Here is a 24,453-nt window from a genome sequence, read left to right as displayed (position 1 = left end):
TCATTAAAAAGCCCCGCCTGATTGAAGTCAGGCGGGGCTTTTTTGTTGCATTCAGCCGATCAGTTGGCGCTCATGGTCGAGCGCGGGGCCACTGGCTGGTTGTCGTTGGAGATGGTCACTTCCACGCGACGGTTCATGGCGCGGCCCGAGACGCTGGTGTTGTCGGCCACCGGGAACTCCTTGCCGTAACCCTGGGTCACGATACGGGCTGGGTCGACGCCCATCTTCACCAGCTCGGTGCGCACGGAGCCCGCGCGGCGTTCCGACAGCGACTGGTTGTAGGAATCCGAACCGGTGCTGTCGGTGTAGCCTTCGATGATCACCTTGCGGTCCGGGTTTTCCTGGAGGAACTGGGCCAGTTTGTTCACATTGACCAGGCCGCTGGAGCGCAGGTCGGACTTGTTGGTAGCAAACAGTACGTCGCCGAAGGTCACCAGGGTACCGCGTTCGGTCTGCTTGGCGTTCAGGCTGTCCTGCAGTTGCTTGATCTGCGCATTGCGAGCGTCGAGCAGCGCACGGGCACGTTCGTCGCCGGCGTTTTTCAGCTCGGCTTCGGCGTTGCGCAGGGCGATGGTCTGCTTGGCCACTTCGACGCGCTGGTTGGTCAGGTAGGCCAACTGGTCGACCTTGGCCTCGTCTTCCTTGTCCAGGTAGGCCTTGTCGGCCTTGGCCAGGAAGTCCGCCGCGTCTTTGGTCTCCAGGGCCGCCACTTTAGTCGCCGCCGGGTCGGCCTGCAGGCCGTTGTAGTTGGTCCGAGCCTGTTCCAGGTTCGCGTTCGGGTCATGGGAGCAAGCGGCCAGGGCTACGCAGGCAGCGAGCAGGGCGGGCATCATCAAGTGTTTGTGCATCATAGTCTGTCGTCCTTTTATCAATGAGAAGTACGTCGTGGCGTGAACGGTTTACTGAACCTTGTTCATGCCTTCCTGACGCAGTTCCTGAACCCCTTTCTGAGAATCCTTGAGTGCTTGTTCGGCCTTGGCGGCCTGGGCCTTGCGCTCGGCGACGCGGGCATCCCACTCGGCCTGTTCGGCCAGTCGCTTGGCTTCGTCGTACTTCTTGTCATGCATGGCGATTTCGGCTTGCTTCAGTTTGTCCTGGGCCGATTTCATTTCCACAGCGGCGAATTCGGTGCCGCCGGCGCTGACCGCGCTGTTGACCGCCGATTGGGTCACCGCGTACTGCTCGGACGGTGGATTACCGGCGCAACCGGCGAGAATGAAGCTGCTACCGATCGCCAGGGCAGCCAACTTCAAGCCGCGCAGGCCAGTGGATGAGGGTTTGGCAGTGCAGGTATTCATAGGCTTCAACTCCATTGGAAAACTCCTGAGAAAACGACAAATCCATGCTGGGACCGAAACCGTGACGTCTGGTTTGGCGTTGGCGCCAAGGCGCGTTTATTTAAACAACCGTTCCAGTATGGTTACTCGGTGTGACCCGAGGCGTTTTTCAAAAGTTCAGCGAGGATGGCCATTCGCCAAAAGAATTACTGACTGATCGGTCAGTGGCAGAAAAGCTGAACTTTCAGGGCGCGCAGCGGTATTCCCGGCGTAGGGAGACGTGCGTTTTTGGGGAGGGCGCGCGCGTAGGCGCTGCCGAGCGAAGCAAGGCTGCGATCTTTCCCCTGCCGCTTGAGTCTCAAGCGAAAGATCAAAAGATCGCAACCTTCGGCAGCTCCTACAAGATTTGGGCTGTAGGGAAATCAGTGTTTGGATTTGTCGTTCTGCGAGGAAAGTTCGTGCAGATGGCGACGGGACAACGCTAGGAATCGCGGGGTCGGGCCCACATCTTCGTACAGCGGGTCACCCTCTTCATCGGTCGCCACGACTTGCGAACCCTTGATGTAGGGGAAGCTCGCTTCCAGCTCTTCCAGCGCCGCCCCGATCAGCTCGCCCAGCAGCTCCTCGGGCTGGCGCTTGGGGTACATGTCGCAGATCGCTGCCAGGCGCGCGGCGGCTTCCACGTCCAGATGGATCGTGTAGCCGGTCTGGGTCAGGCGACCCTTGGCGTTTTCTTCCCAATGCTGGGCAAGCTCACGAATTTTCATGATGACCTCAATCAGCCTGCTCGTGGCAGGCGCGGTGAGTGACAAGCCGTTGTGTGGCTTACTCATGAGACTAGCTTTGTTGGACAAGGTTTAAAGTCCCTTCGTCGCTTGTCATAAGCGACGGGCATCGGCACTCTTCTAAGCCAAGAGCTGTCCGGACTTTTTTGCTGGAGAAATGCTGATGACCGATATCGATGCCCGCTTGCGCGAGGATGTCCACCTGCTCGGCGAACTGCTGGGCAATACCATCCGCGAACAGTATGGGGACACGTTTCTCGACAAGATCGAGCAGATCCGCAAGGGGGCCAAGGCTGATCGACGCGGCTCCGTGGACGCCGAACTCAGCGCCAGCCTCAACCAACTGAGCGAGGATGAGTTGCTGCCGGTGGCGCGCGCGTTCAACCAGTTTCTCAACCTCGCCAACATTGCCGAGCAGTACCAACTGATCCACCGTCGCGACGAGTCGCAACCGGCGCCCTTCGAGGCACGGGTCCTGCCCGAGCTGCTCGCCCGGTTGCGGGCCGAGGGCCATGGCGCCGAGGCCCTGGCTCGGCAGTTGGGGCGCCTGGAGATCGAACTGGTCCTCACGGCCCACCCCACGGAAGTGGCTCGCCGTACGCTGATCCAGAAATACGACGCCATCGCCGCGCAATTGGCCGGCCAGGATCACCGCGACCTGACCAGCGCCGAGCGCGCGCAGATTCACGAACGACTGCAGCGCTTGATCGCCGAAGCCTGGCACACCGAAGAGATCCGCCGCACCCGGCCGACCCCGGTGGACGAAGCCAAGTGGGGGTTCGCGGTGATCGAGCATTCGCTGTGGCAGGCCATCCCCAATTACCTGCGCAAGGCCGACCAGGCCCTGCATGCCGCCACCGGCTTGCGTCTGCCGCTGGAGGCCGCGCCGATCCGCTTTGCCTCGTGGATGGGCGGCGACCGTGACGGCAACCCGAATGTCACTGCCGCCGTGACCCGCGAGGTGCTGTTGCTGGCGCGGTGGATGGCGGCGGACCTGTACCTGCGTGACGTCGACCAACTGGCGGCCGAGCTGTCCATGCAAAACGCCAGTGAGGCCTTGCGTGCCCAGGCCGGCGACAGCGCCGAACCGTATCGCGCCGTGCTCAAGCAACTGCGTGAACGCCTGCGCGCCACCCGCAACTGGGCCCACGCCTCCTTGAGTGCCGCCACGCCAGCCAGCGCCGAGGTGCTGCAGCACAACCGCGAACTGTTGGACCCCTTGGAGCTGTGCTACCACTCCCTGCACGAGTGCGGCATGGGCGTGATTGCCGACGGGCCGTTGCTCGATTGTCTGCGCCGGGCGGTGACCTTCGGCTTGTTCCTAGTGCGCCTCGATGTGCGCCAGGACTCGACGCGTCATAGCGCCGCCATGACGGAAATAACCGACTACCTGGGCCTGGGCCGCTATGAGGATTGGAACGAGGAGCAACGCATCAGCTTCCTGCTCGAGGAACTGAACAACCGGCGCCCGCTGCTGCCGGCCCATTTCAAGCCCTCGGCCGACACCGCGGAAGTGTTGGCGACGTGCCGTGAAGTGGCGGCGGCGCCGGCGGCGTCCCTGGGTTCCTATGTGATCTCCATGGCTGGTGCGGCTTCCGATGTCCTCGCCGTGCAGTTGTTGTTGAAGGACGCCGGCGTGTTGCGGCCGATGCGCGTGGTGCCGCTGTTCGAAACCCTGGCCGACCTGGACAACGCCGGGCCGGTGATCGAGCGGCTGTTGCTGCTGCCCGGCTATCGCTCACGGCTGCAAGGCCCCCAGGAAGTGATGATCGGCTATTCCGACTCGGCCAAGGATGCCGGGACCACGGCGGCGGCCTGGGCACAGTATCGGGCCCAGGAGCGGCTGGTGGACATCTGCCGCGAGCAGCAAGTCGAACTGCTGTTGTTCCACGGGCGTGGCGGCACCGTGGGCCGTGGCGGCGGTCCGGCGCACGCGGCGATCCTGTCCCAGCCACCCGGTTCGGTGGCCGGGCGTTTCCGCACCACCGAACAAGGCGAAATGATTCGTTTCAAATTCGGCCTACCGGACATCGCCGAACAGAACCTCAATCTTTACCTCGCCGCGGTGCTTGAAGCGACGTTGCTGCCACCGCCGCCGCCCACGCCGCAGTGGCGGGACTTGATGGATGAACTGGCGGCCGACGGCGTGAGTGCCTACCGCGCCGTGGTGCGGGAGAACCCGCAATTCGTCGAGTACTTCCGCCAGTCCACCCCCGAGCAGGAACTCGGGCGCCTGCCCCTGGGCAGCCGTCCGGCCAAGCGTCGGGCCGGCGGCATCGAAAGCCTGCGGGCGATCCCGTGGATCTTCGGCTGGACCCAGACCCGCCTGATGCTGCCGGCCTGGCTCGGCTGGGAAACCGCGCTGAGCAAGGCCCTGGAGCGCGGCGAAGGTGAGTTGCTGGGGCAGATGCGCGAGCAATGGCCATTCTTCCGGACCCGCATCGATATGCTGGAGATGGTGCTGGCCAAGGCCGACGCCGATATCGCGCGCTCTTACGACGAGCGTTTGGTGGAACCTGGGCTGCTGCCTTTGGGTGCGCATTTACGCGACCTATTGTCGCAGGCTTGCTCGGTGGTCCTTGGCTTGACCGGTCAGTCGCAGCTACTGGCACATAGCCCAGCCACGCTGGAATTCATTCGCCTGCGCAACACCTACCTCGACCCGTTGCACCTGTTGCAGGCCGAGCTGTTGGCGCGCTCGCGGCAGCAGGATGTGGCCCAGGGCAGCCCCGTGGAACAGGCGTTGCTGGTGTCTGTGGCGGGAATTGCCGCCGGTTTGCGCAATACCGGCTAACATCAGGCAGCGCACCGAAACGGCTCGTCCGGCGTTCCCGGGCGCTGTCCGCCAGGGGAGGGCGCAGGTCGAGCAGGCGACAGTTTGTTGTTCGGTTGCGACGCTCGCCACCCCCTCCGAAGGTCGTATCGGGCGCGGGTTACTCCGACTTTCGGCGGCTTGTGTGGGTCGGGCCTGCTGTGTATCTTGATCAGCCTTTGGCCGTTTGGGCGGTCACGATCCTGTTTTTCGAAGATTGGCCCCACGAGGCGAATCCGAGCGTTTTACATAAAAAAATTGAGGAGCACATCGATGCGCGTCATTCTGCTGGGAGCTCCCGGGGCCGGTAAAGGTACTCAGGCAAAGTTCATCACCGAAAAATTCGGTATCCCGCAAATCTCCACTGGCGACATGCTGCGCGCCGCGGTCAAGGCGGGCACTCCACTGGGCGTTCAAGCCAAGAGCATCATGGATGCCGGCGGCCTGGTGTCGGATGACCTGATCATCGCCCTGGTCAAGGATCGCATCGCTCAATCCGACTGCGCCAATGGCTTCCTGTTCGATGGCTTCCCGCGCACCATTCCCCAGGCTGAAGCCCTGGTGACGGCTGGTGTCGAATTGGATGCGGTGGTTGAAATTGCCGTCGAAGACGAGGAAATCGTCCAGCGCATTGCCGGTCGACGCGTTCATGAGCCTTCCGGTCGCGTTTACCACACCGTCTACAATCCGCCGAAAACCGAAGGCAAGGACGACGTGACGGGTGAAGACCTGGTGCAGCGCAAGGACGACACCGAAGAAACCGTGCGTCACCGCCTGTCGGTCTACCATTCCCAGACCAAGCCGCTGGTGGATTTCTACCAGAAACTGTCGGCTGCCAATGGCAAGCCGAAGTACAGCCACATCGAAGGTGTCGGTTCGGTTGAAGCGATCACGGCCAAGGTGCTTGCAGCCTTGAGCTGAAAAGTCTGATCAGCTGCATCAACTACGGCCCGCTTGCGGGCCGTAGTTGTTTATACTGGCGCACTTTTTTCCCACCTGATTTACGGACACATCGATGAGCACCTTGCTGGCCCTGGACACCGCGACCGAAGCTTGCTCCGTTGCCTTGCTGCACGACGGCAAGGTCACGAGCCATTACGAGGTGATCCCGCGCCTGCATGCGCAGAAATTGTTGCCGATGATCCAGCGACTGTTGAGCGACGCCGGAACGAGCTTGCAGGCGGTGGACGCGATTGCCTTCGGGCGCGGGCCAGGGGCTTTTACTGGCGTGCGCATTGCCATCGGTGTAGTGCAGGGGCTGGCCTTTGCCCTGGAGCGGCCGGTGTTGCCGGTCTCGAACCTGGCGGTGCTGGCCCAGCGGGCGATGCGTGAGCACGGCGCCCGCCAGGTGGCGGCGGCCATCGATGCGCGTATGGACGAGGTGTACTGGGGCTGCTACTGCGAAACCGACGGCGAGATGCGCCTGGTGGGTTCTGAGGCGGTATTGCCACCCGAGGCTGCGGCGTTGCCAAGCGGGGCCGACGGTGAGTGGTTCGGCGCCGGCACCGGTTGGGGTTACGGCGAGCGCATCGCCGTCAGCCTGACCGGCCAGGACGCCACCCTGCTGCCTCACGCCGAAGACTTGCTGGCCCTGGCCCGTTTCGCCTGGGCACGGGGAGAAGCCATTCCCGCCGATGATGCGCAACCGGTGTACCTGAGGGACAAGGTGGCAACGCCCAAGTCCGAGCGGTAACTCGACAGCGACGGGTATTCAAGCGAACACCGTTGTGGCGAGGGAGCTTGCTCCCGCTGGGGCGCGAAGCGGCCCTAAAGTCTCATTCGCACCATTCTGGTCCTGGTATTGGGGCTGCTTTGCAGCCCAGCGGGAGCAAGCTCCCTCGCCACAAAGTCATTTGCGCCTCCAGAAGTCACACTCAATATTGCCAGTCGTCACTTTTTCGGCCCGTTTTTAAACCTTTTTGACTTTATGTGTTCTAGTTATCACTTGCGCATTTGCGCGGCTGCAAAAGTGCCGCTAAATTGCCATCATTGATACCGAGCATTCTGTTATGCGTATAGACGGCTTTCCATCCCAGTCCTACCCCATCAAGCGTCGGCCTCGTGCGGGTAAAGCCACTGAGCCGGAAAACTTCGATGATATCGAAGGCGACCTGGAGTTTCCGTCCGAGGAGCAACTGGCCGCTCGCGCCGCCAAAGCTTCGGCGCAACGCCTGAGCAATCTTCCTGCCCGTCAGCAAGACATGATTTATCACCGTGCGATGAGCCGCAGTGTCGCCACGGCCCTGGCGAGCTACCTGAGCACCGCCGGTTTCGTCGATTGGGATATGGAAGTGCTGGGACTCGATCTCTACATCTGATGGTCTTGCCTTACTACCTGGGCTGTCCGTCCTGGAGCGAAAACGCCTGGCGCGATTACCTTTATCCCCAGGACGCCAAAAGCACCGACTTCCTCAATCTCTATTCCCAAGTGTTCAATGCCGTGGAAGGCAATACGACTTTCTACGCCAGCCCGTCTGCGGCCACGGTCCAGCGCTGGGCCGACATCATGCCCGAGCACTTTCGTTTCACCGCCAAGTTTCCCGGTGACATCAGCCACAATGGCGACTTGCGCGAGCGCCTGACGGCCACCGACACCTTCCTGCAACTGCTCAGCCCCCTGGGCGAGCGCGTCGCGCCGTACTGGCTGCAACTGTCCAAGGCCTTCACCCCGAACCGGTTAACGGAACTGGCAGGGTTCATCGACGCCTTGCAGCGCCCTTTGGCCGTGGAAGTCCGTCACGATGAGTTCTTTGCCAAGGGCGACGCCGAGCGGCGCCTCAATCGGCTGTTGCTCGATCGCGGCGTCGAACGCATCTGCCTCGATCCCCGGGCCTTGTTCAGTTGCACCTCCCTTGATCCCGCGGTGCTTCACGCGCAATCGAAAAAGCCCCGCGTGCCACCCCGGCCGGCGGCGTTCACGCAATGCCCGCAAGTGCGCTTCATCGGCCATCCGGTGCTGGAAGCCAACGAGCCGTTCCTGACGCCCTGGGTGGAGAAAATCGCCGACTGGATCGAAGAGGGGCGCACGCCTTACATCTTCCTGCACACTGCCGACAACCGGCTGGCGGCCCGGCTCGCGCAACGCTTTCACGAACGTTTGATGAGTCGATTGCCTGGCTTGCCGGCCCTGCCTGCGCTATACAGAGAGCCCGCCGCCGAGCAACTGGGTTTGCTCTGAGGCCCACTTCCTCTCTGCTCAGGAGCGAACTACATGGATGCGCAAACTCGTCGAGCCCAGGCGTTCAAGGCCTTGCACGAACGCGAAGGGGCCTTTGTCATTCCCAACCCGTGGGATGCCGGCTCGGCCAAGATGCTGGCCAGCCTCGGCTTCGAAGCCTTGGCGACCACCAGTGCCGGTCATGCCTTTTCCTTGGGCCGACCCGACGGCGCGCTGGGTCTGGAGGACACGTTGGCTAACGTACGGGCGATTGTGGCGGCCACTGACCTGCCGGTGGCCGTCGACCTGGAGAACGGTTTTGCCGATGCCCCCGAGGATTGTGCGCGTAACCTGCTCCGTGCGGCGCAGGCCGGTGCGGTGGGTGGTTCGATCGAGGATGCCACGGGTCGCGAAGACAGTCCGATCTATTGCTTCGACCACGCCGTGGCGCGGGTCAAGGCCGCCGCCGAGGCCGTGCGCAGCTTGCCGTATCCCTTCCTGCTGACGGCCCGGGCGGAAAACTTCCTGCACGGCAATCTGGATCTGGACGACACCATTCGCCGCTTGAAGGCTTTCGCGGAGGCGGGGGCCGACGTGCTGTACGCCCCGGGGCTGAGCAGCGCCGGGCAAGTGCTCGCAGTGGTGCAGGCCGTGGCACCGAAACCGGTGAATGTACTGATGTCCGGGGCGCTGGACCTGACCGTCGCGCAGTTGAGCGAGTTGGGCGTCAAGCGCATCAGTGTCGGGTCGGCGCTGGCCCTGGCCGCGTATGGCGAGTTCTTCCGCGCCGCCGAGGAAATCCAGGAGCAGGGCACGTTCACCTTCACGCGCCGCTCGATGCCGTTCAAGCAGGCCAACCAATTATTCAAGGGTTGATGCCCGAGGCATTGTCGTGCGGTTTTTGAAAGCTCTTGCGATCGTGGCACTGCTCGTTGGCGTTGCCGTGCTGGCGGTATGGCGTGGCTGGGTGGCGCTGCCGCCCCAATGGAATCCCTGGGCGCCCTTGGACGTCAATCTCGCGCCCAACCTGCTGACCCGCTTCAAACTCATGGCCCTGCGCAATGATCCGCAGTTGTGTGACCAGGCCCTCGCCACCTCGGGGCTGCGCACCGCGCGCCAGGCCGACAGCGGTGCCAATACGACGTGCCCGTTGACCAACGTGTTGAGGGTGCAGGGCGGTGAGGTGGCGTTGAGCAGCAGTTTCCTCGCCAGTTGCCCGCTGGCGGTGGCGTTCGCGCTGTTCGAGCGCCATGGGTTGCAGCCGGCGGCAGTGGCGGCCTACGGGCAGAGAGTGACGCGGGTCGATCACCTCGGCAGTTTCGCCTGTCGCAACATGTACGGTCGTGAGAGCGGTGCGCGTAGCCAGCACGCCACCGCCAGTGCGTTGGATATCGCCGGGTTTCGCCTGGCCGATGGGCGCACGATCAGCGTGCTCAGGGACTGGCCCAAGGACAATGCCGATGCGCGCTTTCTGCGTCAGGCACGGGACGGCGCCTGCGATATGTTCAGTGTGGTCTTGAGTCCGGATTACAACGCGGCGCACCGCAACCATTTTCATCTGGACGTGGGGCCATGGTGGATCTGTCGCTGATTCAGGCGGCGATGCGCAGGTTCTGCAGCACGATCGGACGCGCCCAGCGGGTGTCGAAGTCCAGTTGTTTCTGTTGCGCCACCCGTTCTTCTTCCGGGAAAGGTGGGAACGGTTTGTCCAGCAGGTCGAGTTCGAACTCGGCGATCGGCAGGAACAGCGGTTCAGGCGGCTTGACCGGCGTGTCGGTCACTTCACAGGTGCGCTGGCTGACGATGTGCGCCAGCAGCTCGGCGCCGAGGGTCGGTTCAACAGCCTCATCGAGGGGCACTGGCTGGTAGCTGCCAGGCGCCGGTGCGTTATCACCCAGTTGATCGGCCAGGGCCCGGGCAAAAAAGTCCTGCCACAGGTGACTGACGCCGCTCAGCGCTTGGGTGTTACGCAGGCTGTAATCGCCGTAAGGGGAGATAACGCCTATCGATGTGGATTGAATGTCTGACATTTTTCTCGGTCGACGCTCAGCTCTGGCAAAATGCCGTTCACCGTTGTTATCGGCCGTTTTTGCCGATCCTTAATTTTTTGAGCATGTTTCCATGAATGAACAACCCGCGGCCTGTCGCATCCATGTCGAGGCCCTGGCCCCGGCCTTCCAACCGCAGGCCGAACACTGGGCCGAGCGGCTTGGCCTGCCTTTGCAAGGGGACGATGGCGAGTTTGCCTTGCAGGTCGGTGAGCAGGGGTTGCAATTGCAGCAGTTGGGCCCGGATGCACCCGGGCCGGTGCGCGTGGACTTCGTCGAAGGCGGTGCGGCCCATCGGCGCTTGTACGGCGGCGGCAGCGGCCAGATGATCGCCAAGGCGGTCGGCATCGCCCAGGGCGTGCGTCCGCGGGTGCTGGATGCCACGGCCGGGTTGGGCAAGGATGCGTTTGTGCTGGCCAGCCTGGGCTGCGACATGAGCCTGATCGAGCGCCAGCCGCTGATTGGCGCCTTGCTGGAGGATGGACTGGCCCGTGGGGCCGAGGACTTCGAGGTGGCGCCGATTGTGGCGCGCATGCGTTTGCTCAAGGGCAATTCCATCGAGGTGATGCGCAACTGGGAAGGCGAACCGCCCCAGGTGATCTACCTCGACCCGATGTTCCCTCATCGTGAGAAAACCGCCCTGGTGAAAAAAGAAATGCGCCTGTTCCGCCCCCTGGTGGGCGATGACCCGGACGCCCCGGCGCTGCTCGCCGCGGCCCTGGCCCTGGCGACGCACCGGGTGGTGGTCAAGCGCCCGCGCAAAGCCCCGTGCATCGAAGGGCCGAAGCCGAGCCATGGGCTCGATGGCAAATCCAGTCGCTACGACATCTACCCGAAGAAAGCGCTCAAGCCCTGAGGCCGGGTCGCCTGCATCGCGAGCAAGCTCGCTCCCACATTGGAACTGTGGTGCACATCAAACCCTGTGGGAGCGAGCTTGCTCGCGATGAGGCCCTTCCAGCCCGCGAAAAGCTACCGGTCGAGCTACGGCCGATAAGCCCGCATGAACAACCCCACCACTTCCTGCACATGAGCCTCGGCCGCTTCCGGTTCCTGGGGTTCGCCGCAGCCAGACAACAACCGGAAATTCGCCGCGCCCTTGATCAGGCAGAAGAAATGCTCGGCGGCATTGCGCGGTTTATCGATACTCAGGGCACCGCTCTGGTTGACCTTGGTCAGCAGCCGCTCCATGCCTGAGAGCATCCGCTGTGGGCCTGCTTCGTAGAAAATCGTCGACAAGTTCGGGTCCTGGCTGCCCAGGGCCATGATCAGTCGATGCAGGTTCAGGGATTCGTCGCTGTTGATCAATTGGTTGAACCCGCGGGCGATGTTCAACAACACCCGTTCGATCGGAACGCCGTCGGGCCATTCATAAAACAGCGGTGGCACCTGCTCTTCGCATTTGGCCATCACGGCAGCGGAAAACAGCGTCTCCTTGTCGTTGAAATGGCTATAGACCGTCAGTTTAGAAACCCCGGCCTCGGTGGCCACGGCGTCCATGCTGGTATTGGCATAACCCATGCTCAGGAACAGGCGTTTCGCCGCGTCGAGAATGGCCTGGCGCTTGGCCAGATCCTTGGGGCGACCAGGGCCGCTGGAGGGTGACGGATTGTTCGACATTTCTTCGCTTTAATACTGGACTGGTGAGTTTGCTATTAATAACATACTCGCCAGTATAATTATTCCAAGCACCATTAGCGAAAGGTCACTCGTCATGTTCCGCTATGCCCTGCCCCTCGCCGTGCCAGTCGCCCTGGTTTTTTTATTGTCTGCGTGCGGTCATGACGAGCCGGTGCCCGTCGCCGTGCGCCCCGCCATGGTGGTCAAGCCCGAGCCGTCGGCCCAGGCGATGGACAGTTACCCTGGCGAAGTGCGGGCGCGTTTCGAGCCCGACCTGGCCTTTCGCATTGGCGGCAAGGTGAGCCGGCGACTGGTGGAAGAGGGGCAGCGGGTCAAGGCCAATCAACCGTTGGCCGAGCTCGATCCCGAAGATGTGCGCCTGCAACTGGAAGCGACCCGTGCCCAGGTCGCCGCCGCCGAGGCCAACCTGAACCTGGTCCGTGCCGAGCGTGACCGCTATAAAACCTTGATGGAGCGGCAGATGGTCAGCCGCTCCCAGTACGACAACGCCGAAAACCTTTATCGCTCCGGCACCGCACGGCTCAAGCAGATCAAGGCCGAGTTCGATGTCGCCAACAACCAGGCCAGCTATTCGGTGTTGCGTGCGCCCCAGGATGGCGTGGTGGCCCGGCGTTCGGTGGAAGTCGGGCAGGTGGTCTCGGCCGGGCAAACCGTCTTCACCCTGGCCACCGACGGTGAGCGTGAGGTGCTGATCAGTCTGCCGGAACAGGGGTTTGGCCGGTTCAAGATCGGCCAGCCGGTCTCGGTCGAACTGTGGAGCCAGCCCGACCAGCGTTTCAGCGGGCGTATTCGCGAACTGTCACCCGCCGCGGACCCCAAGTCCCGTACCTTCGCCGCCCGCGTGGCCTTCACCGCCGGCAGCGTTCCGGCCGAGTTGGGCCAGAGCGCGCGGGTGTTTATCCAGACCGCCGACAAGGTGCCGCTGTCGGTGCCCTTGTCGGCCCTGACGGCTGAAAACGGCGCGACGTATGTCTGGGTGGTCAACGCCAACAACACCTTGAAAAAAGTCCCGGTGCGGGTCGGTGCCTTCGGCGAAAAGACGGTGCCGGTGCTGGAAGGCCTCAGTCCCGATGACTGGGTGGTGGCTGCTGGCGTGCATGTGCTCCTCGACGGCCAGCAGGTGCGGCCGGTGGATCGCTCCAACCGCGTGGTCAACCTGACGGCCAAGGAGTAATCCGCGATGGGTTTCAATCTTTCCGAATGGGCGCTGCGTAACCGCCAGATCGTACTGTTCCTGATGTTGTTGCTGGCCATCGTCGGCGCGCTTTCCTACACCAAGCTCGGTCAGAGCGAAGACCCGCCGTTCACCTTCAAGGCCATGGTGATCCGCACCAACTGGCCAGGCGCCACGGCCGAGGAAGTTTCGCGGCAAGTCACTGAGCGCATCGAAAAGAAACTGATGGAAACCGGTGACTACGAGAAAATCGTCTCGTTCTCCCGACCCGGGGAATCCCAGGTCACCTTCATGGCCCGCGACTCCCTGCATTCGGCACAGATTCCCGAGCTGTGGTACCAGTTGCGCAAGAAGGTCGGCGATATCCGCCACACCTTGCCGCCTGGTATCCAGGGGCCGTTCTTCAACGACGAGTTCGGGACCACCTTCGGCAATATCTACGCACTGACCGGCGACGGCTTCGACTACGCCGTGCTCAAGGACTACGCCGATCGCATCCAGCTCCAGCTGCAGCGGGTCAAGGACGTGGGCAAGGTCGAGCTGCTCGGCTTGCAGGACGAGAAGATCTGGATCGAATTGTCGAACGTGAAGCTGGCGACCCTCGGCCTGCCCTTGGCCGCGGTCCAGCAGGCCCTTGAAGAGCAGAACACGGTTTCCACTGCCGGTTTCTTCGAAACTGGCAGCGAGCGCTTGCAACTGCGGGTTTCGGGGAATTTCCAGACGGTGGAAGAGATCCGCAACTTCCCGATCCGGGTCGGCGATCGTACGTTCCGCATCAGCGACCTGGCGGACGTGCGCCGTGGTTTCAACGACCCGCCCGCGCCACGCATGCGCTTCATGGGCGAGGACGCCATCGGCCTGGCCGTGGCGATGAAGGAAGGCGGGGATATCCTGATTCTGGGCAAGGCCCTTGAAGCCGACTTTGCCCGTATCCAGAACACCCTGCCGGCCGGCATGCAATTGCGCAAGGTTTCGGACCAGCCGGCGGCGGTGAAGACCGGGGTCGGAGAGTTCGTCCAAGTGCTGGTGGAAGCGCTGACGATTGTGTTGCTGGTGAGCTTCTTCTCCCTGGGGTTGCGCACCGGGATGGTGGTGGCCCTGGCGATCCCGCTGGTGCTGGCGATGACGTTCGCCGCCATGTATTACCTGGGGATCGGCCTGCACAAGATTTCCCTCGGCGCGCTGGTATTGGCCCTGGGGCTGCTGGTGGACGACGCGATCATTGCGGTGGAGATGATGGCGATCAAGATGGAGCAGGGCTTCGACCGGATCAAGGCCGCCAGCTTCGCCTGGACCAGCACCGCATTCCCGATGCTCACCGGTACGTTGATCACGGCGGCGGGCTTCCTGCCGATCGCCACCGCGCAATCGGGCACTGGCGAATACACCCGTTCGATTTTCCAGGTGGTGACCCTGGCGTTGCTGGCGTCCTGGGTGGCCGCCGTGGTGTTCGTGCCGTACCTGGGGGAAAAGCTCCTGCCAGACCTGGCGAAAATTCATGCGGCCAAACACGGCACGACTGACGGCCAGACCGACCCTTATGGCACGCCGTTTTATCAGCGTGTCCGGCGGATGGTGGAATGGTGCGTGCGTCGGCGCAAAACCGTCATCCTGCTGACCGTGCTGTTGTTCGTCGGCTCGGTGGTGTTGTTCCGGTTCGTGCCGCAACAGTTCTTCCCGGCATCGGGGCGGCTGGAGTTGATGGTCGACTTGAAGCTCCAGGAAGGCGCCTCCCTGAGCAATACCGCCGAGCAGGTCAAGCGCCTGGAAGCGCTGCTCAAGGACCATGCAGGCATCGACAACTATGTGGCCTACGTCGGTACCGGTTCACCGCGTTTCTATCTACCGCTGGATCAACAACTGCCGGCTTCCAGCTTTGCCCAGTTCGTGGTGCTGGCCAAGACCATCGAAGACCGCGAGCCGTTGCGCAGTTGGTTGATCACCACCCTGAACGAACAATTCCCGACCCTGCGCTCGCGGGTCACGCGCCTGGAAAACGGCCCGCCGGTCGGCTATCCGGTGCAGTTCCGCGTCACGGGTGAGCACATCGAAGAAGTCCGGGCCCTGGCGCGGAAAGTGGCGACGAAAGTTCGCGAAAACCCCTACGTGGTCAATGTGCACCTGGATTGGGAAGAACCGAGCAAGGTGGTGTACTTGAACGTCGATCAGGACCGCGCCCGGGCCCTGGGTGTCAGCACCACCGACCTGGCGAGTTTCCTGCGCAGCTCCCTCACCGGCTCCAGCGTCAGCCAGTACCGGGAAGACAACGAACTGATCGAAATCCTGCTGCGCGGTACGGTGCATGAACGCACCGAGCTGTCGTTGCTGCCGAGCCTGGCGGTGCCAACCGACAACGGCCAGAGCGTGGCCCTGTCGCAGATCGCAACCCTGGAGTACGGTTTCGAAGAGGGCGTGATCTGGCACCGCAACCGCCTGCCGAGCGTAACCGTGCGGGCTGATATCTATGGCAAGGAACAACCGGCGACCCTGGTCCAGCAGATCTTCCCGACCCTGGAGCCGATTCGTGCCGAACTGCCGGACGGTTACCTGTTGGAGGTGGGCGGTACGGTAGAGGATTCGGCCCGCGGCCAGAAATCGGTGAATGCCGGCGTGCCGTTGTTCATCGTGGTGGTGCTGACGTTGCTGATGCTGCAACTGCGCAGTTTTTCCCGCACGGCCATGGTGTTTCTCACCGCACCCCTGGGGTTGATCGGCGTCACGCTGTTCCTGTTGGTGTTCCGCCAGCCGTTCGGCTTCGTCGCCATGCTCGGCACTATCGCGCTGTCGGGGATGATCATGCGTAACTCGGTGATCCTGGTGGACCAGATCGAACAGGACATCAAGGCTGGCCTGGCGCCCTGGCAGGCGATCATCGAAGCCACGGTGCGCCGCTTCCGCCCGATTGTGCTCACCGCACTGGCCGCGGTGCTGGCGATGATCCCACTGTCACGCAGCCTGTTCTTCGGGCCGATGGCGGTGGCGATCATGGGCGGCTTGATCGTGGCCACGGCGTTGACGCTGTTGTTCCTGCCGGCGTTGTATGCGGCGTGGTTCAGGGTCAAGAAAACCTGAACCGATCCAGCGACCAGCGCAGATCCAATGTGGGAGCGAGCTTGCTCGCGATAGCGGTGCAACAGCCAACAAAGATGTTGAAGCTGATACCGCTATCGCGAGCAAGCTCGCTCCCACAATTGTTTTGGGGTGGGGCTCAGAGGGTGCCGAAGACTTTCTTGGCCAAACTGGTCGCCGCCGCCGCCGGGTTCTGGCGAATGGTGGCTTCCTGCTTGCCGATCATCTCGAACAACCCATCCAGCGCCTGTTCGGTCACGTAGTTCTCGATGTTGGCGCTCTTGGCATCCAGCACGCCGAACGTCGCGGCCTGGCCGGCGAAGGCATTGTATTTCTGGGCCAGGCCGACCTTGTCGGTGGCTTGCTTGACGATGGGCAGGAACTTGGCGCGGATCTGCTCGCGGCTGCTCTTGTTCAGGTATTGCGTGGCCGAGTCGTTGCCGCCGCTCAAGATGCCCTTGGCATCGCTCATGCTCATGTTCTTCACGGCATTGACCAGGATCGGCTGGGCCTGGACCACGGCGGCCTCGGCAGCCTGGTTCATGCTGGTTTCCAGTTGATCGACCTGTTCACCCATGCCGAAGGCCTTCATTTTGCTGGCGACTTTGCCCAGCTTGCCTGGCAGTTCGATTTTTACATCCGGGTTGTTGCTGAAGCCGCCGGGTGTGCCCAGTTGCTTGACCGCCACCTGCGCGCCTTGGGTCAAGGCGTCCTTGAGGCCGCCCGTGGCATCTTGTTGCGACAGGTCGCCCAGGGACAGGGCCATGGCATTGGCGCAGATCAACAGGCCCGCGCACAGGCCGGTGAAACGGAGGGTAGAGCGGAGCATGATGGCGTCCTTGAAAAAAGTTGGAAAAAGCAATCAGCGTGCGGCGTTGACGCGGATCTTCAACGGCTGCGGATCCTTGCCATCGAGTTGCACGGCGTGTTGTTCGGTGGTGATGAACATCAACTGGCCATCCACTTCGATGCGGGCGCTCACGGCATAACGATGGCCGGGCTTGACCTGTGCGGGATCATAACTGAGGTGGAACGGCAGCGGGACCTGGCCTTTGATCGGGCCGCTCTGTTCATCGAGCACCACCGCAGGAGCGTCGGCCAGGGAAACGTCCTGCAGGCTAACACTCAAGGTAGCGTTGGGCGGCAGGGCGATGCGTTGCAGATAGAAGACTTCGCCGTCGAGGGACGCGGCGGGTGGTGTTGTCGATTGGCAGGCGGCCAGCAAGGCCATGGATGCAAGCAGAGCGAGTCTTTTCATGGGGGAAGCACCTGGCTCGTTGACGCCAGCCACACATGGGCGTCAACGAGCATTTAGCGGATTTGCGTCCAAGCATCCCTGCGTAACGTCGCGGCTCAGGAACCGAACACGGGCGCTTGAACAGTTTCAGCCAGCGATGCTGGCGCCAGGCTCAGGGGGATGTCAACGTGTTGATCGCCGCCATCCCAGGTGAAGGCCTGTTCGGTATCAAGGAAAAGAGCGGTATCACCTTGGTACATTTGCACCTTTACCGAGAGCTTATCGCCGACGGACGCCCTCTCGGAATTGATCTGGAAGCGATATTGCCAAGGCTGCTGGAGCGGCTCCCTTGGCGCCATGTTGGAGCCTTGGCCGCCACTGGTGCTGATCTGCACACCGTCGGCATTTCGAACACTGATTTCGGCACGGCCGGCTTCCGGGAGTTCGTAGCCTGCGGGCAGTTGCAGGGTGAGGGTGATGATGTTCATGTTGAATTCCTTTTCAATACGTCGACATTGACGTGGGCTCATCCTAGAGGCCTGCTCCAAAGTTCTCTGTAGGTCTTTTCTTCGTTTGACGTCGCCTTGGCCGCTGCGCAGCGTCGGAGTACGCCTGCCGATTGACCGAAACACTCACCAGAACCGTTCCATGTTCAGGGTGAGTGATCGGCAAATGTCAAAGGTCGGGGCTGACGGCGATCTCCGCCGCATCTTCGCTGCGATGCAACGCCACCTGGCGAATCGACAGGCGAATCTCCGCCGGCAGCACCCGCTTGGCCGCGCCTTCGGCCAGTTCGCCCAGCAATTCGTGGTAGCTGAGTTTGCCGGCCTCGTCGCGGCGCAGCACATCCAGGTCCAACATCGTCTGGATGAAGTGGCGGAACAGGCTCTTGTCGAAGAATTCCGGTGCGTTCAGGCCATGGAGGATCGACAGGCGCTGGGCCATGACGGTGCAGAGATCCTCCAGTTCTTCGGCACTGACGCTGTTCTGACCGCTGTTGAGCAGCAGCGAGACGGTCATGTAGAAGCGCTGCAAGGTCTGGGCAATGCTTTTGGACAGCAGGGTCAGCAGCACGAAGTGCCGTGAACTCGGCGCCGGACGCAGGTACAGGTCGTTTTCGAAACGCAGCAGGCCCTGTTCGACAAACGCGTCGAGCCATTGGTCGACCACGCCGTCCAGCTCTGCCAGCGACCAGCGAATGAACAACTCCGATTGCAGGTACGGGTACAGCGCATGGGTGTAGCGCAGGATCTGCTCGCGGCTCATGCGCGAGCTGCTCTGGAAGAAGCTTGCCAGCAACGCCGGCAGGGCGAAGATGTGCAGCACGTTGTTGCGGTAATAGGTCATCAGCACCGCGTTCTGCTCGTCCAGGTACAGAATCTTGCCCAGGGCATCGCTCTGTTCCGACAGCAGGTCCATGCCCTTCACGTGTTCGATCAGCGCTTGGCCATCGCCTTCGGGCAGGGTGGTGTGGGGCGAGTACGGGACTTTGCGCAGCAACGCCAGGTACAGGTCGAGCACTCGCGCCATGGCGCGGTCGTCCAGGGCCAGGCGGCTGGTGGACAGCAGTGCCAGGGCGACAAGGTTGACCGGGTTGATGGCCGCGGCTTCGTTCAGGTGCCGGGCCACGCGCTCGCCGAGGCGATGGGTGGTTGCGTTGAGCCAGGCCGGTTTGAATTGCGGGCCCAGTTCCTGTTGGCGCCAGCCGGGTTGTTCGCCGTCGAGGAATTCCGCCAGCTTGATCGGTTCGCCGAAGTTCACCGCCACCTGGCCGAAGCGCTGCTTGAGGGCGCCGATGACCTTGAAGATGTCGAAGATCGATTCTTTCTTCTTGCTGGCCCCGCGCAGTTCGCCCAGGTAGGTGCGGCCTTCCAGCACCCGCTCATAACCGATGTAGACCGGCACGAACACGATGGGCATGCGCGACGAGCGCAGGAAGCTGCGCAGGGTGATGGCGAGCATGCCGGTCTTGGGTTGCAGCATGCGCCCGGTGCGCGAGCGACCGCCCTCGACGAAATACTCCACCGGAAAGCCTTTGGTGAACAGCGTGTGCAGGTATTCGTTGAACACCGCGGTGTAGAGCGGGTTGCCCTTGAAGGTGCGGCGCATGAAGAACGCCCCGCCGCGGCGCAGCAGGCCGCCGATGACCGGCATGTTGAGGTTGATGCCGGCGGCGATGTGCGGTGGCGTCAGGCCGTTGCGAAACAGCAGGTACGACAGCAGCAGGTAGTCGATGTGGCTGCGGTGGCACGGCACATAAATGACTTCGTGGCCCTGGGCGACGTTCTGCACGCCTTCGATGTGGTTGACCTTGATGCCATCGTAGATCTTGTTCCAGAACCAGCTCAGCACCACCTCCAGGAAACGGATCGCGGTGTAGGTGTAGTCCGAGGCGATCTCGTTGCCGTAGCGCAGGGCCTGGGCCTTGGCTTTTTCCGGGGAGATCTTTTCCCGTTCGGCTTCCTCGGCGATCGCCTGCTTGACCAGCGGCTGGTTCAACAGACCCTTGACCAGGTTGCGTCGGTGGGAGATGTCGGGGCCGATGACTGCCGCTTTCAAGTTGCGAAAGTGCACCCGCAGGATCCGCTGGGCCATGCGCACGGTGCGTTCGTGGCCCTTGTCGTGTTCGATCAGTTCGCGCAGGTGGATCGGTGCGGAGAATTGCACGCGGGTCTTGCGCCCCAGGATCATGATGCTCAACAGGCGGCGCAAGCGCCCGGTGACGGCCCAGCTGTCGGCGAACAATAGCTTCCAGGGGCTGGATTCGCTGTCGGGCGACTGGCCCCAGAACACGCTGACCGGGATGATCTGCGCGTCTTCGGCGGCATTGTGGGTCAGGGCGTCGACCAATCGGGTCAAGGTAGGCGGCGCACCGCGCTTGTCCTGGCGCCCGATCCAGTCCGGTGCCGGCGTCAGGTAGAAAAACGCCGCTGGCTCCAGCAGGTTACCCACCGAGACCGGCAGCACCGGACGGGGCAGGCCGGCCTTGGTGCATTCGGTGTCGAGCACCGCCAGGTCGGTGAGCGAAGGGTCTTGCAGGACGTAGAACACCGGACGACTGCGGTCGAGGTTGAGGGTAAAGGACGACTGGTTGATGGTCTCGGAGCGAACCCAGAGGTACAACAGTCGGCGCAGGGTGCCAAACACAAGACGGCGGAACGGGGAGCGGGTCATACGGCTTCTGCATGAGTGGATAAAACCGAGCGGCTGCTCGGGCCCGCTAGTGTGCCGGATTCATCGAAAATCGGCAAAAAAGCGCCGAAGTAAAGTCAGTTGAGAGTTTTTCCGTGTGTCATATACTCGGCAGGTTACCGCCCCGGCCTCCCATGGACGGCCAGACGGTGGTGAAAGTTCGTACGGCTTTCCATCGAAAAGTCGACTTATAAGATAAAAATGGGAGTGAGCATCATGGCAGCACGGGAAACCGGCAGTGTGAAGTGGTTCAACGACGCCAAGGGGTACGGCTTCATCCAACGCGAAGGCGGGGCGGATGTGTTCGTGCATTACCGCGCCATCCGCGGTGAAGGCCACCGTTCCCTGACCGAAGGCCAGCAGGTCGAGTACGCGGTCGTGGAAGGGCAGAAGGGCTTGCAGGCTGAGGATGTGGTGGGGTTGTAAACCCACTTGAAGCCATAGTAGATCCCCTGTGGGAGCAAAGCTTGCTCGCAATAGTGGCAGGTCAGCTTGCATCAATGTTGAATGTACCTCAGCCATCGCGAGCAAGCTTTGCTCCCACAGTGCTCCCACGCATTGGGTATAGGCCGGGCCTGAGACGGGTGTCACGCCGTCTTCCAGGTAATCTCTTCTTCCCCATCGGCGCTGATGCGAATCCAGCGGTCCGCCGATTCTTCCCCTTCTTCCTCCACCCATGATCCAGGCGCGCAGCGCACTTCGACGTTCAGTGCGGCGAAGGCGGCGCGGGCGCAGGCGATGTCGTCTTCCCACGGGGTCTGGTCGCTTTCCAGGTACAGGCTGTTCCATTTGCCCACGGCCTTGGGCAGCCAGGTCACTGGGATGCTGCCGGCCTTGCACTTGTAGGTCTGGCCTTTCTGTACCCAGTCACTGCACGGGCCCAGGGCCTGGCCGAGCCAGGCGGCGATGGCCTTGTGGTCGACGTCGGCGTCTTTGAGGTAAATCTCGATATCGGGTTGGCGCATGGATGTCCTCGCTGCGGTCTTGAAAAATCCATTCGCGGATTTAACTGGCCCCGAACGGTTGCCCGGGGCCCGGAATCAAAAAGGTTATTGAAGAACGAAATAATCGTAGCGCATCGACACCGTGACCTCGAATGGCTCGGCCTGCTCGATCACGCTGGCGCGGCGTTCGGCGCTGGCGCGCCAACCGTGGGGCGTCATGGCCAGCAGGTTGGCGCGATCCTGGCCATTGTCGAGGGTCAGCTTGAATTCGAGGGTTTCGCTGTGATCCAGCACCATGCCCGACGGCACCAGGGCCAGGTGCTTGTCGTCGGTGTAGGCGCGTACTTCGTCGTACAGGCGCTCGCGCAACTCCATCAGGTGGCCGGCGGTGGGGCCGACCTTCATCAGGCCGCCGCCGGGGCTGAGCAGGCGCTTGGCCTCTTGCCAGTCCAGCGGGCTGAACACGCTGGCCAGGAACTGGCAGCAACCGTCCGCCAACGGCACTCGGGCCATGCTGGCGATCAACCAGGTCAGTTGCGGGTTGCGTTTGCAGGCGCGCTTGACCGCCTCGCGGGAAATGTCCAGGGCATAGCCATCGGCCTGGGGCAACGCCTCGGCGATCTGTGCGGTGTAGTAACCCTCGCCGCAGCCGATGTCCAGCCAGCGCCCGGGTGTGCGCTCGGCGGCCAGTTCCGCCAGGCGCCGGGCGACCGGGGCGTAGTGCCCGGCGTTGAGAAAGTCGCGGCGGGCTTCGACCATCGCCTGGTTGTCACCGGGGTCGCGGCTGTTCTTGTGCTGCACCGGCAGCAGGTTCAGGTAACCCTGCCGCGCGCGGTCGAAGCGGTGACCGGCGGGGCACACCACGCCGTTGTCCACCGCGTTCAGCGGTTCACTGCAGATCGGGCAGGCGAGCATCAGGCGAGCAACTTGATCAGCGTCTTGTAGTAGATCTCGGTCAGCACGTCGAGATCGGCGGCCAGCACGCGCTCGTTGACCTGGTGGATGGTCGCGTTGACCGGCCCGAGTTCCACGACTTGCGTGCCCATGGTGGCGATGAAGCGACCGTCGGACGTGCCGCCGCTGGTGGACGCCTGGGTCTCGCGCCCGGTGACATCCCGGATGCTCGACGACACCGCATCGAGCAGTGCGCCCGGTTCGGTGAGGAACGGCAGGCCGGACAAGGCCCAGTCGATGTGCCAGTCCAGTTGATGCTTGTCGAGGATGGCGGCGACGCGCTGTTGCAGGCCTTCGACGGTGGACTCGGTGGAGAAGCGGAAGTTGAAGACCGCTTCCAGGTCTCCGGGGATCACGTTGGTCGCGCCGGTGCCGGAATTGAGGTTGGAGATCTGGAAACTGGTCGGCGGGAAGAAATCGTTGCCGTGGTCCCAATGCTCGGCGGCCAATTCGGCCAAGGCGGGCGCGGCCAGGTGGATCGGGTTCTTCGCCAGGTGTGGATAAGCCACGTGGCCTTGCTTGCCGCGCACGGTCAGTTTTGCGCCGAGGGAGCCGCGCCGGCCGTTCTTGACCACATCGCCCACCAAGGTGGTGCTCGACGGCTCGCCGACGATGCACCAGTCCAGTCGTTCCTGGCGGGCCTTGAGGCGTTCGACCACGGCTTTGGTGCCGTGGTGGGCCGGGCCTTCTTCATCGCTGGTGATCAGGAAGGTCAGCGAGCCCTTGTGGTCCGGGTAGTCGGCGACGAACCGTTCGGCCGCCACGACCATCGCCGCCAGGCTGCCTTTCATGTCTGCCGCGCCACGGCCGCAGAGCATGCCCTGTTCGTCGATGACCGCATCGAACGGGTCGAGCTGCCAGGCCTTTACCGGACCGGTCGGCACCACATCGGTGTGCCCGGCGAAACACAGCACCGGGCCGTCATGCTTGCCATGGCTGGCCCAGAAGTTATCCACATCCTCGATGCGCATCGGCTCGAGCGTGAAGCCCGCGTTGCCCAGGCGCTGCATCATCAGTTTCTGGCAATCGGCATCCACGGGCGTCACGGACGGACGGCGGATCAGGTCGCAGGCGAGTTGCAGGGTCGGCGAGAGGTCGGCGTGGGCCGTCATGGAAACTCCGGGAATATAGTGTGAACGCAGGCTTGTGCAGGCGCGGGCTGGCTCGCGCAAAATGGCGGTTATCTTATAGCAAAACGACCACTATTGGCCCAAGTATGCCGACGGTGTGTGACACAAAACTTGTGGGAGCGAGCTTGCTCGCGATGGTGCTGGATCAGCCAGCATCGATGTCGACTGATACACCGCCATCGCGCGCAAGCTCGCTCCCACAGAGGTTTTGCTTAAATTGCCGAGACAAAGCCCTATAATGCGCGCCGGTTTTTGGGGTAATGGTCATGAGTACAGAAGATCCACGGTTTGCCGGCATCGCCCGTTTGTATGGCATTGAGGGCCTGGAACGCCTGCGGGCGGCCCATGTGGCGATCGTCGGCGTCGGTGGCGTCGGTTCCTGGGCGGCGGAAGCCATCGCCCGTTGCGGCGTGGGCGAGATCTCGCTGTTCGACCTGGACGATGTCTGTGTCAGCAACGCCAACCGCCAGTTGCACGCCCTGGACAGCACCGTAGGCAAACCCAAGGTCGAAGTGATGGCCGAGCGGCTGCGGGGGATCAACCCCGACTGCACGGTGCACGCGGTGGCGGACTTCGTCACCCGCGACACCATGGCCGAGTACATCACGCCGAACATCGACTGCGTGATCGACTGCATCGACAGCGTCAACGCCAAGGCTGCGCTGATCGCCTGGTGCAAGCGCCGCAAGATCCAGATCATCACCACTGGCGGCGCGGGCGGGCAGATCGATCCGACGCTGATCCAGGTCTGCGACCTCAACCGTACGTTCAACGATCCACTGGCCTCCAAGGTGCGCTCCACCTTGCGCCGCGACTACGGTTTCTCCCGCACCGTGACCCGCCACTACAGCGTGCCCTGCGTATTCTCCACCGAGCAACTGCGTTATCCGAAGCCGGACGGCAGCATTTGCCTGCAGAAGAGTTTTGTCGGCGACGGCGTCAAGCTCGACTGCGCCGGTGGGTTTGGTGCGGTGATGATGGTCACGGCGACGTTTGGCATGGTCGCGGCGACCAAGGCTGTGGATAAGATCGTGGC

Annotated in this window: 23 protein-coding genes and 1 pseudogene; 12 read left to right on the top strand and 12 right to left on the bottom strand. The window is 62.6% G+C overall.

The genetic code is table 11. The features are described from left to right. Positions 1 to 59: 59 nt before the first annotated feature. The 3 genes from J4E53_RS00780 to J4E53_RS00770 form a co-directional block, all read right to left on the bottom strand. Positions 60 to 848, bottom strand: a complete 789-nt coding sequence (locus J4E53_RS00780; protein WP_060743077.1) for an OmpA family protein — start codon at positions 846 to 848, stop codon at positions 60 to 62. A gap of 51 nt (positions 849 to 899) precedes the next feature. Beyond that, on the bottom strand, positions 900 to 1,313 hold the full coding sequence (locus tag J4E53_RS00775; RefSeq protein WP_003198164.1) for a DUF4398 domain-containing protein: 414 nt from the start codon (positions 1,311 to 1,313) through the stop codon (positions 900 to 902). 386 nt (positions 1,314 to 1,699) lie between these two features. Then, a complete protein-coding gene (locus tag J4E53_RS00770) occupies positions 1,700 to 2,044 on the bottom strand; it encodes a hypothetical protein (protein WP_003198166.1) in 345 nt (114 codons plus the stop codon). 181 nt (positions 2,045 to 2,225) lie between these two features. Here J4E53_RS00770 and ppc point away from each other — a divergent pair, with 181 nt between their 5' ends. The 7 genes from ppc to J4E53_RS00735 all read left to right on the top strand — a co-directional run bounded on the left by ppc (position 2,226) and on the right by J4E53_RS00735 (position 9,622). Further along, a complete protein-coding gene (gene ppc / locus J4E53_RS00765; RefSeq protein ID WP_103307895.1) occupies positions 2,226 to 4,856 on the top strand; it encodes a phosphoenolpyruvate carboxylase in 2,631 nt (876 codons plus the stop codon). A gap of 291 nt (positions 4,857 to 5,147) precedes the next feature. Next, positions 5,148 to 5,795, top strand: a complete 648-nt coding sequence (gene adk, locus J4E53_RS00760) for an adenylate kinase (protein WP_060739025.1) — start codon at positions 5,148 to 5,150, stop codon at positions 5,793 to 5,795. 94 nt (positions 5,796 to 5,889) lie between these two features. Continuing rightward, positions 5,890 to 6,567, top strand: a complete 678-nt coding sequence (gene tsaB, locus J4E53_RS00755; protein WP_060739024.1) for a tRNA (adenosine(37)-N6)-threonylcarbamoyltransferase complex dimerization subunit type 1 TsaB — start codon at positions 5,890 to 5,892, stop codon at positions 6,565 to 6,567. A 316-nt stretch (positions 6,568 to 6,883) separates the two neighbouring features. After that, positions 6,884 to 7,192 (top strand): hypothetical protein, encoded by a 309-nt coding sequence (locus tag J4E53_RS00750; protein WP_060739023.1) that lies wholly within the window; start codon positions 6,884 to 6,886, stop codon positions 7,190 to 7,192. After that, positions 7,192 to 8,052 carry a DUF72 domain-containing protein gene (locus J4E53_RS00745; RefSeq protein ID WP_103307894.1) on the top strand — a complete coding sequence of 287 codons (861 nt, stop codon included), beginning with the start codon at positions 7,192 to 7,194 and terminating at the stop codon, positions 8,050 to 8,052. Before J4E53_RS00750 ends, J4E53_RS00745 begins: the two co-directional genes overlap by 1 nt. 33 nt (positions 8,053 to 8,085) lie before the next feature. Continuing rightward, a complete protein-coding gene (locus J4E53_RS00740) occupies positions 8,086 to 8,907 on the top strand; it encodes an oxaloacetate decarboxylase (RefSeq protein WP_060739021.1) in 822 nt (273 codons plus the stop codon). 16 nt (positions 8,908 to 8,923) lie between these two features. Further along, a complete protein-coding gene (locus tag J4E53_RS00735) occupies positions 8,924 to 9,622 on the top strand; it encodes an extensin family protein (RefSeq protein WP_103307893.1) in 699 nt (232 codons plus the stop codon). Positions 9,623 to 9,647: 25 nt separating this feature from the next. Here J4E53_RS00735 and J4E53_RS00730 read toward each other — a convergent pair. Continuing rightward, positions 9,648 to 10,061: pseudogene (locus J4E53_RS00730) on the bottom strand (energy transducer TonB); the annotation flags it as partial. 91 nt (positions 10,062 to 10,152) lie between these two features. Here J4E53_RS00730 and J4E53_RS00725 point away from each other — a divergent pair. Then, positions 10,153 to 10,935 carry a class I SAM-dependent methyltransferase gene (locus J4E53_RS00725; RefSeq protein WP_060739018.1) on the top strand — a complete coding sequence of 261 codons (783 nt, stop codon included), beginning with the start codon at positions 10,153 to 10,155 and terminating at the stop codon, positions 10,933 to 10,935. 125 nt (positions 10,936 to 11,060) lie between these two features. On the opposite strand, the gene J4E53_RS00720 is transcribed toward J4E53_RS00725, so the two are convergent. Next, positions 11,061 to 11,696, bottom strand: a complete 636-nt coding sequence (locus tag J4E53_RS00720; RefSeq protein ID WP_060739017.1) for a TetR/AcrR family transcriptional regulator — start codon at positions 11,694 to 11,696, stop codon at positions 11,061 to 11,063. 94 nt (positions 11,697 to 11,790) lie between these two features. On the opposite strand from J4E53_RS00720, the gene J4E53_RS00715 reads away from it, so the two are divergent. Next, complete coding sequence (locus J4E53_RS00715) at positions 11,791 to 12,891, top strand: efflux RND transporter periplasmic adaptor subunit (protein ID WP_103307891.1); 1,101 nt, start codon at positions 11,791 to 11,793, stop codon at positions 12,889 to 12,891. Between the two features lie 6 nt (positions 12,892 to 12,897). Beyond that, positions 12,898 to 15,963 (top strand): efflux RND transporter permease subunit, encoded by a 3,066-nt coding sequence (locus tag J4E53_RS00710; protein WP_060739015.1) that lies wholly within the window; start codon positions 12,898 to 12,900, stop codon positions 15,961 to 15,963. A gap of 136 nt (positions 15,964 to 16,099) precedes the next feature. Here J4E53_RS00710 and J4E53_RS00705 read toward each other — a convergent pair whose 3' ends face one another. From J4E53_RS00705 to plsB, 4 genes are all read right to left on the bottom strand, one after another. Beyond that, entirely contained in the window at positions 16,100 to 16,789 is a 690-nt protein-coding gene (locus J4E53_RS00705; RefSeq protein ID WP_103307890.1) for a DUF4197 domain-containing protein, read from the bottom strand. Between the two features lie 33 nt (positions 16,790 to 16,822). Next, the gene (locus J4E53_RS00700) at positions 16,823 to 17,218 is read right to left on the bottom strand and encodes a YbaY family lipoprotein (RefSeq protein ID WP_103307889.1); all 396 of its coding nucleotides are present in this window, start codon (positions 17,216 to 17,218) and stop codon (positions 16,823 to 16,825) included. Positions 17,219 to 17,313: 95 nt separating this feature from the next. Beyond that, on the bottom strand, positions 17,314 to 17,685 hold the full coding sequence (locus tag J4E53_RS00695) for a hypothetical protein (RefSeq protein ID WP_103307888.1): 372 nt from the start codon (positions 17,683 to 17,685) through the stop codon (positions 17,314 to 17,316). Between the two features lie 187 nt (positions 17,686 to 17,872). Further along, positions 17,873 to 20,371, bottom strand: a complete 2,499-nt coding sequence (gene plsB, locus J4E53_RS00690; protein ID WP_060739012.1) for a glycerol-3-phosphate 1-O-acyltransferase PlsB — start codon at positions 20,369 to 20,371, stop codon at positions 17,873 to 17,875. 234 nt (positions 20,372 to 20,605) lie between these two features. Between plsB and J4E53_RS00685 the strand changes: the two genes are divergently transcribed. After that, positions 20,606 to 20,815: a cold shock domain-containing protein gene (locus J4E53_RS00685; protein ID WP_003198198.1), complete on the top strand. Its 210-nt coding sequence runs from the start codon at positions 20,606 to 20,608 to the stop codon at positions 20,813 to 20,815. Positions 20,816 to 20,976: 161 nt separating this feature from the next. Here J4E53_RS00685 and J4E53_RS00680 read toward each other — a convergent pair whose 3' ends face one another. The 3 genes from J4E53_RS00680 to dapE all read right to left on the bottom strand — a co-directional run bounded on the left by J4E53_RS00680 (position 20,977) and on the right by dapE (position 23,399). Beyond that, complete coding sequence (locus J4E53_RS00680) at positions 20,977 to 21,354, bottom strand: hypothetical protein (protein ID WP_053182357.1); 378 nt, start codon at positions 21,352 to 21,354, stop codon at positions 20,977 to 20,979. Positions 21,355 to 21,438: 84 nt separating this feature from the next. After that, the gene (locus tag J4E53_RS00675) at positions 21,439 to 22,248 is read right to left on the bottom strand and encodes a putative RNA methyltransferase (RefSeq protein WP_060739011.1); all 810 of its coding nucleotides are present in this window, start codon (positions 22,246 to 22,248) and stop codon (positions 21,439 to 21,441) included. Continuing rightward, the gene (dapE, locus tag J4E53_RS00670; protein WP_060739010.1) at positions 22,248 to 23,399 is read right to left on the bottom strand and encodes a succinyl-diaminopimelate desuccinylase; all 1,152 of its coding nucleotides are present in this window, start codon (positions 23,397 to 23,399) and stop codon (positions 22,248 to 22,250) included. The genes J4E53_RS00675 and dapE overlap by 1 nt, the downstream gene beginning before the upstream one ends. 278 nt (positions 23,400 to 23,677) lie before the next feature. Here dapE and tcdA point away from each other — a divergent pair. Beyond that, a partial coding sequence (gene tcdA / locus J4E53_RS00665) for a tRNA cyclic N6-threonylcarbamoyladenosine(37) synthase TcdA (protein WP_409077840.1) occupies positions 23,678 to 24,453 on the top strand: 776 nt, incomplete at its 3' end.

The sequence above is a fragment of the Pseudomonas sp. FW305-28 genome (assembly GCF_017351395.1).
Taxonomy (GTDB): Bacteria; Pseudomonadota; Gammaproteobacteria; order Pseudomonadales; family Pseudomonadaceae; genus Aquipseudomonas; species Aquipseudomonas fluorescens_AA.
Note: the sequence above shows the minus strand (reverse complement) of the source record. Positions and strands in the feature narration are given on the sequence as shown.

Coding starts and splice junctions, on each gene's coding strand:
- plsB (WP_060739012.1), bottom strand. CDS start 20,371: ATGACCCGCTCCCCGTTCCGCCGTCTTGTGTTTGGCACCCTGCGCCGA.
- J4E53_RS00750 (WP_060739023.1), top strand. CDS start 6,884: ATGCGTATAGACGGCTTTCCATCCCAGTCCTACCCCATCAAGCGTCGG.
- J4E53_RS00770 (WP_003198166.1), bottom strand. CDS start 2,044: ATGAAAATTCGTGAGCTTGCCCAGCATTGGGAAGAAAACGCCAAGGGT.
- J4E53_RS00745 (WP_103307894.1), top strand. CDS start 7,192: ATGGTCTTGCCTTACTACCTGGGCTGTCCGTCCTGGAGCGAAAACGCC.
- J4E53_RS00675 (WP_060739011.1), bottom strand. CDS start 22,248: ATGCTCGCCTGCCCGATCTGCAGTGAACCGCTGAACGCGGTGGACAAC.
- J4E53_RS00775 (WP_003198164.1), bottom strand. CDS start 1,313: ATGGAGTTGAAGCCTATGAATACCTGCACTGCCAAACCCTCATCCACT.
- J4E53_RS00715 (WP_103307891.1), top strand. CDS start 11,791: ATGTTCCGCTATGCCCTGCCCCTCGCCGTGCCAGTCGCCCTGGTTTTT.
- J4E53_RS00740 (WP_060739021.1), top strand. CDS start 8,086: ATGGATGCGCAAACTCGTCGAGCCCAGGCGTTCAAGGCCTTGCACGAA.
- tsaB (WP_060739024.1), top strand. CDS start 5,890: ATGAGCACCTTGCTGGCCCTGGACACCGCGACCGAAGCTTGCTCCGTT.
- ppc (WP_103307895.1), top strand. CDS start 2,226: ATGACCGATATCGATGCCCGCTTGCGCGAGGATGTCCACCTGCTCGGC.
- J4E53_RS00680 (WP_053182357.1), bottom strand. CDS start 21,354: ATGCGCCAACCCGATATCGAGATTTACCTCAAAGACGCCGACGTCGAC.
- J4E53_RS00710 (WP_060739015.1), top strand. CDS start 12,898: ATGGGTTTCAATCTTTCCGAATGGGCGCTGCGTAACCGCCAGATCGTA.
- J4E53_RS00720 (WP_060739017.1), bottom strand. CDS start 11,696: ATGTCGAACAATCCGTCACCCTCCAGCGGCCCTGGTCGCCCCAAGGAT.
- adk (WP_060739025.1), top strand. CDS start 5,148: ATGCGCGTCATTCTGCTGGGAGCTCCCGGGGCCGGTAAAGGTACTCAG.
- J4E53_RS00780 (WP_060743077.1), bottom strand. CDS start 848: ATGCACAAACACTTGATGATGCCCGCCCTGCTCGCTGCCTGCGTAGCC.
- J4E53_RS00705 (WP_103307890.1), bottom strand. CDS start 16,789: ATGCTCCGCTCTACCCTCCGTTTCACCGGCCTGTGCGCGGGCCTGTTG.
- J4E53_RS00725 (WP_060739018.1), top strand. CDS start 10,153: ATGAATGAACAACCCGCGGCCTGTCGCATCCATGTCGAGGCCCTGGCC.
- J4E53_RS00700 (WP_103307889.1), bottom strand. CDS start 17,218: ATGAAAAGACTCGCTCTGCTTGCATCCATGGCCTTGCTGGCCGCCTGC.
- J4E53_RS00685 (WP_003198198.1), top strand. CDS start 20,606: ATGGCAGCACGGGAAACCGGCAGTGTGAAGTGGTTCAACGACGCCAAG.
- J4E53_RS00695 (WP_103307888.1), bottom strand. CDS start 17,685: ATGAACATCATCACCCTCACCCTGCAACTGCCCGCAGGCTACGAACTC.
- dapE (WP_060739010.1), bottom strand. CDS start 23,399: ATGACGGCCCACGCCGACCTCTCGCCGACCCTGCAACTCGCCTGCGAC.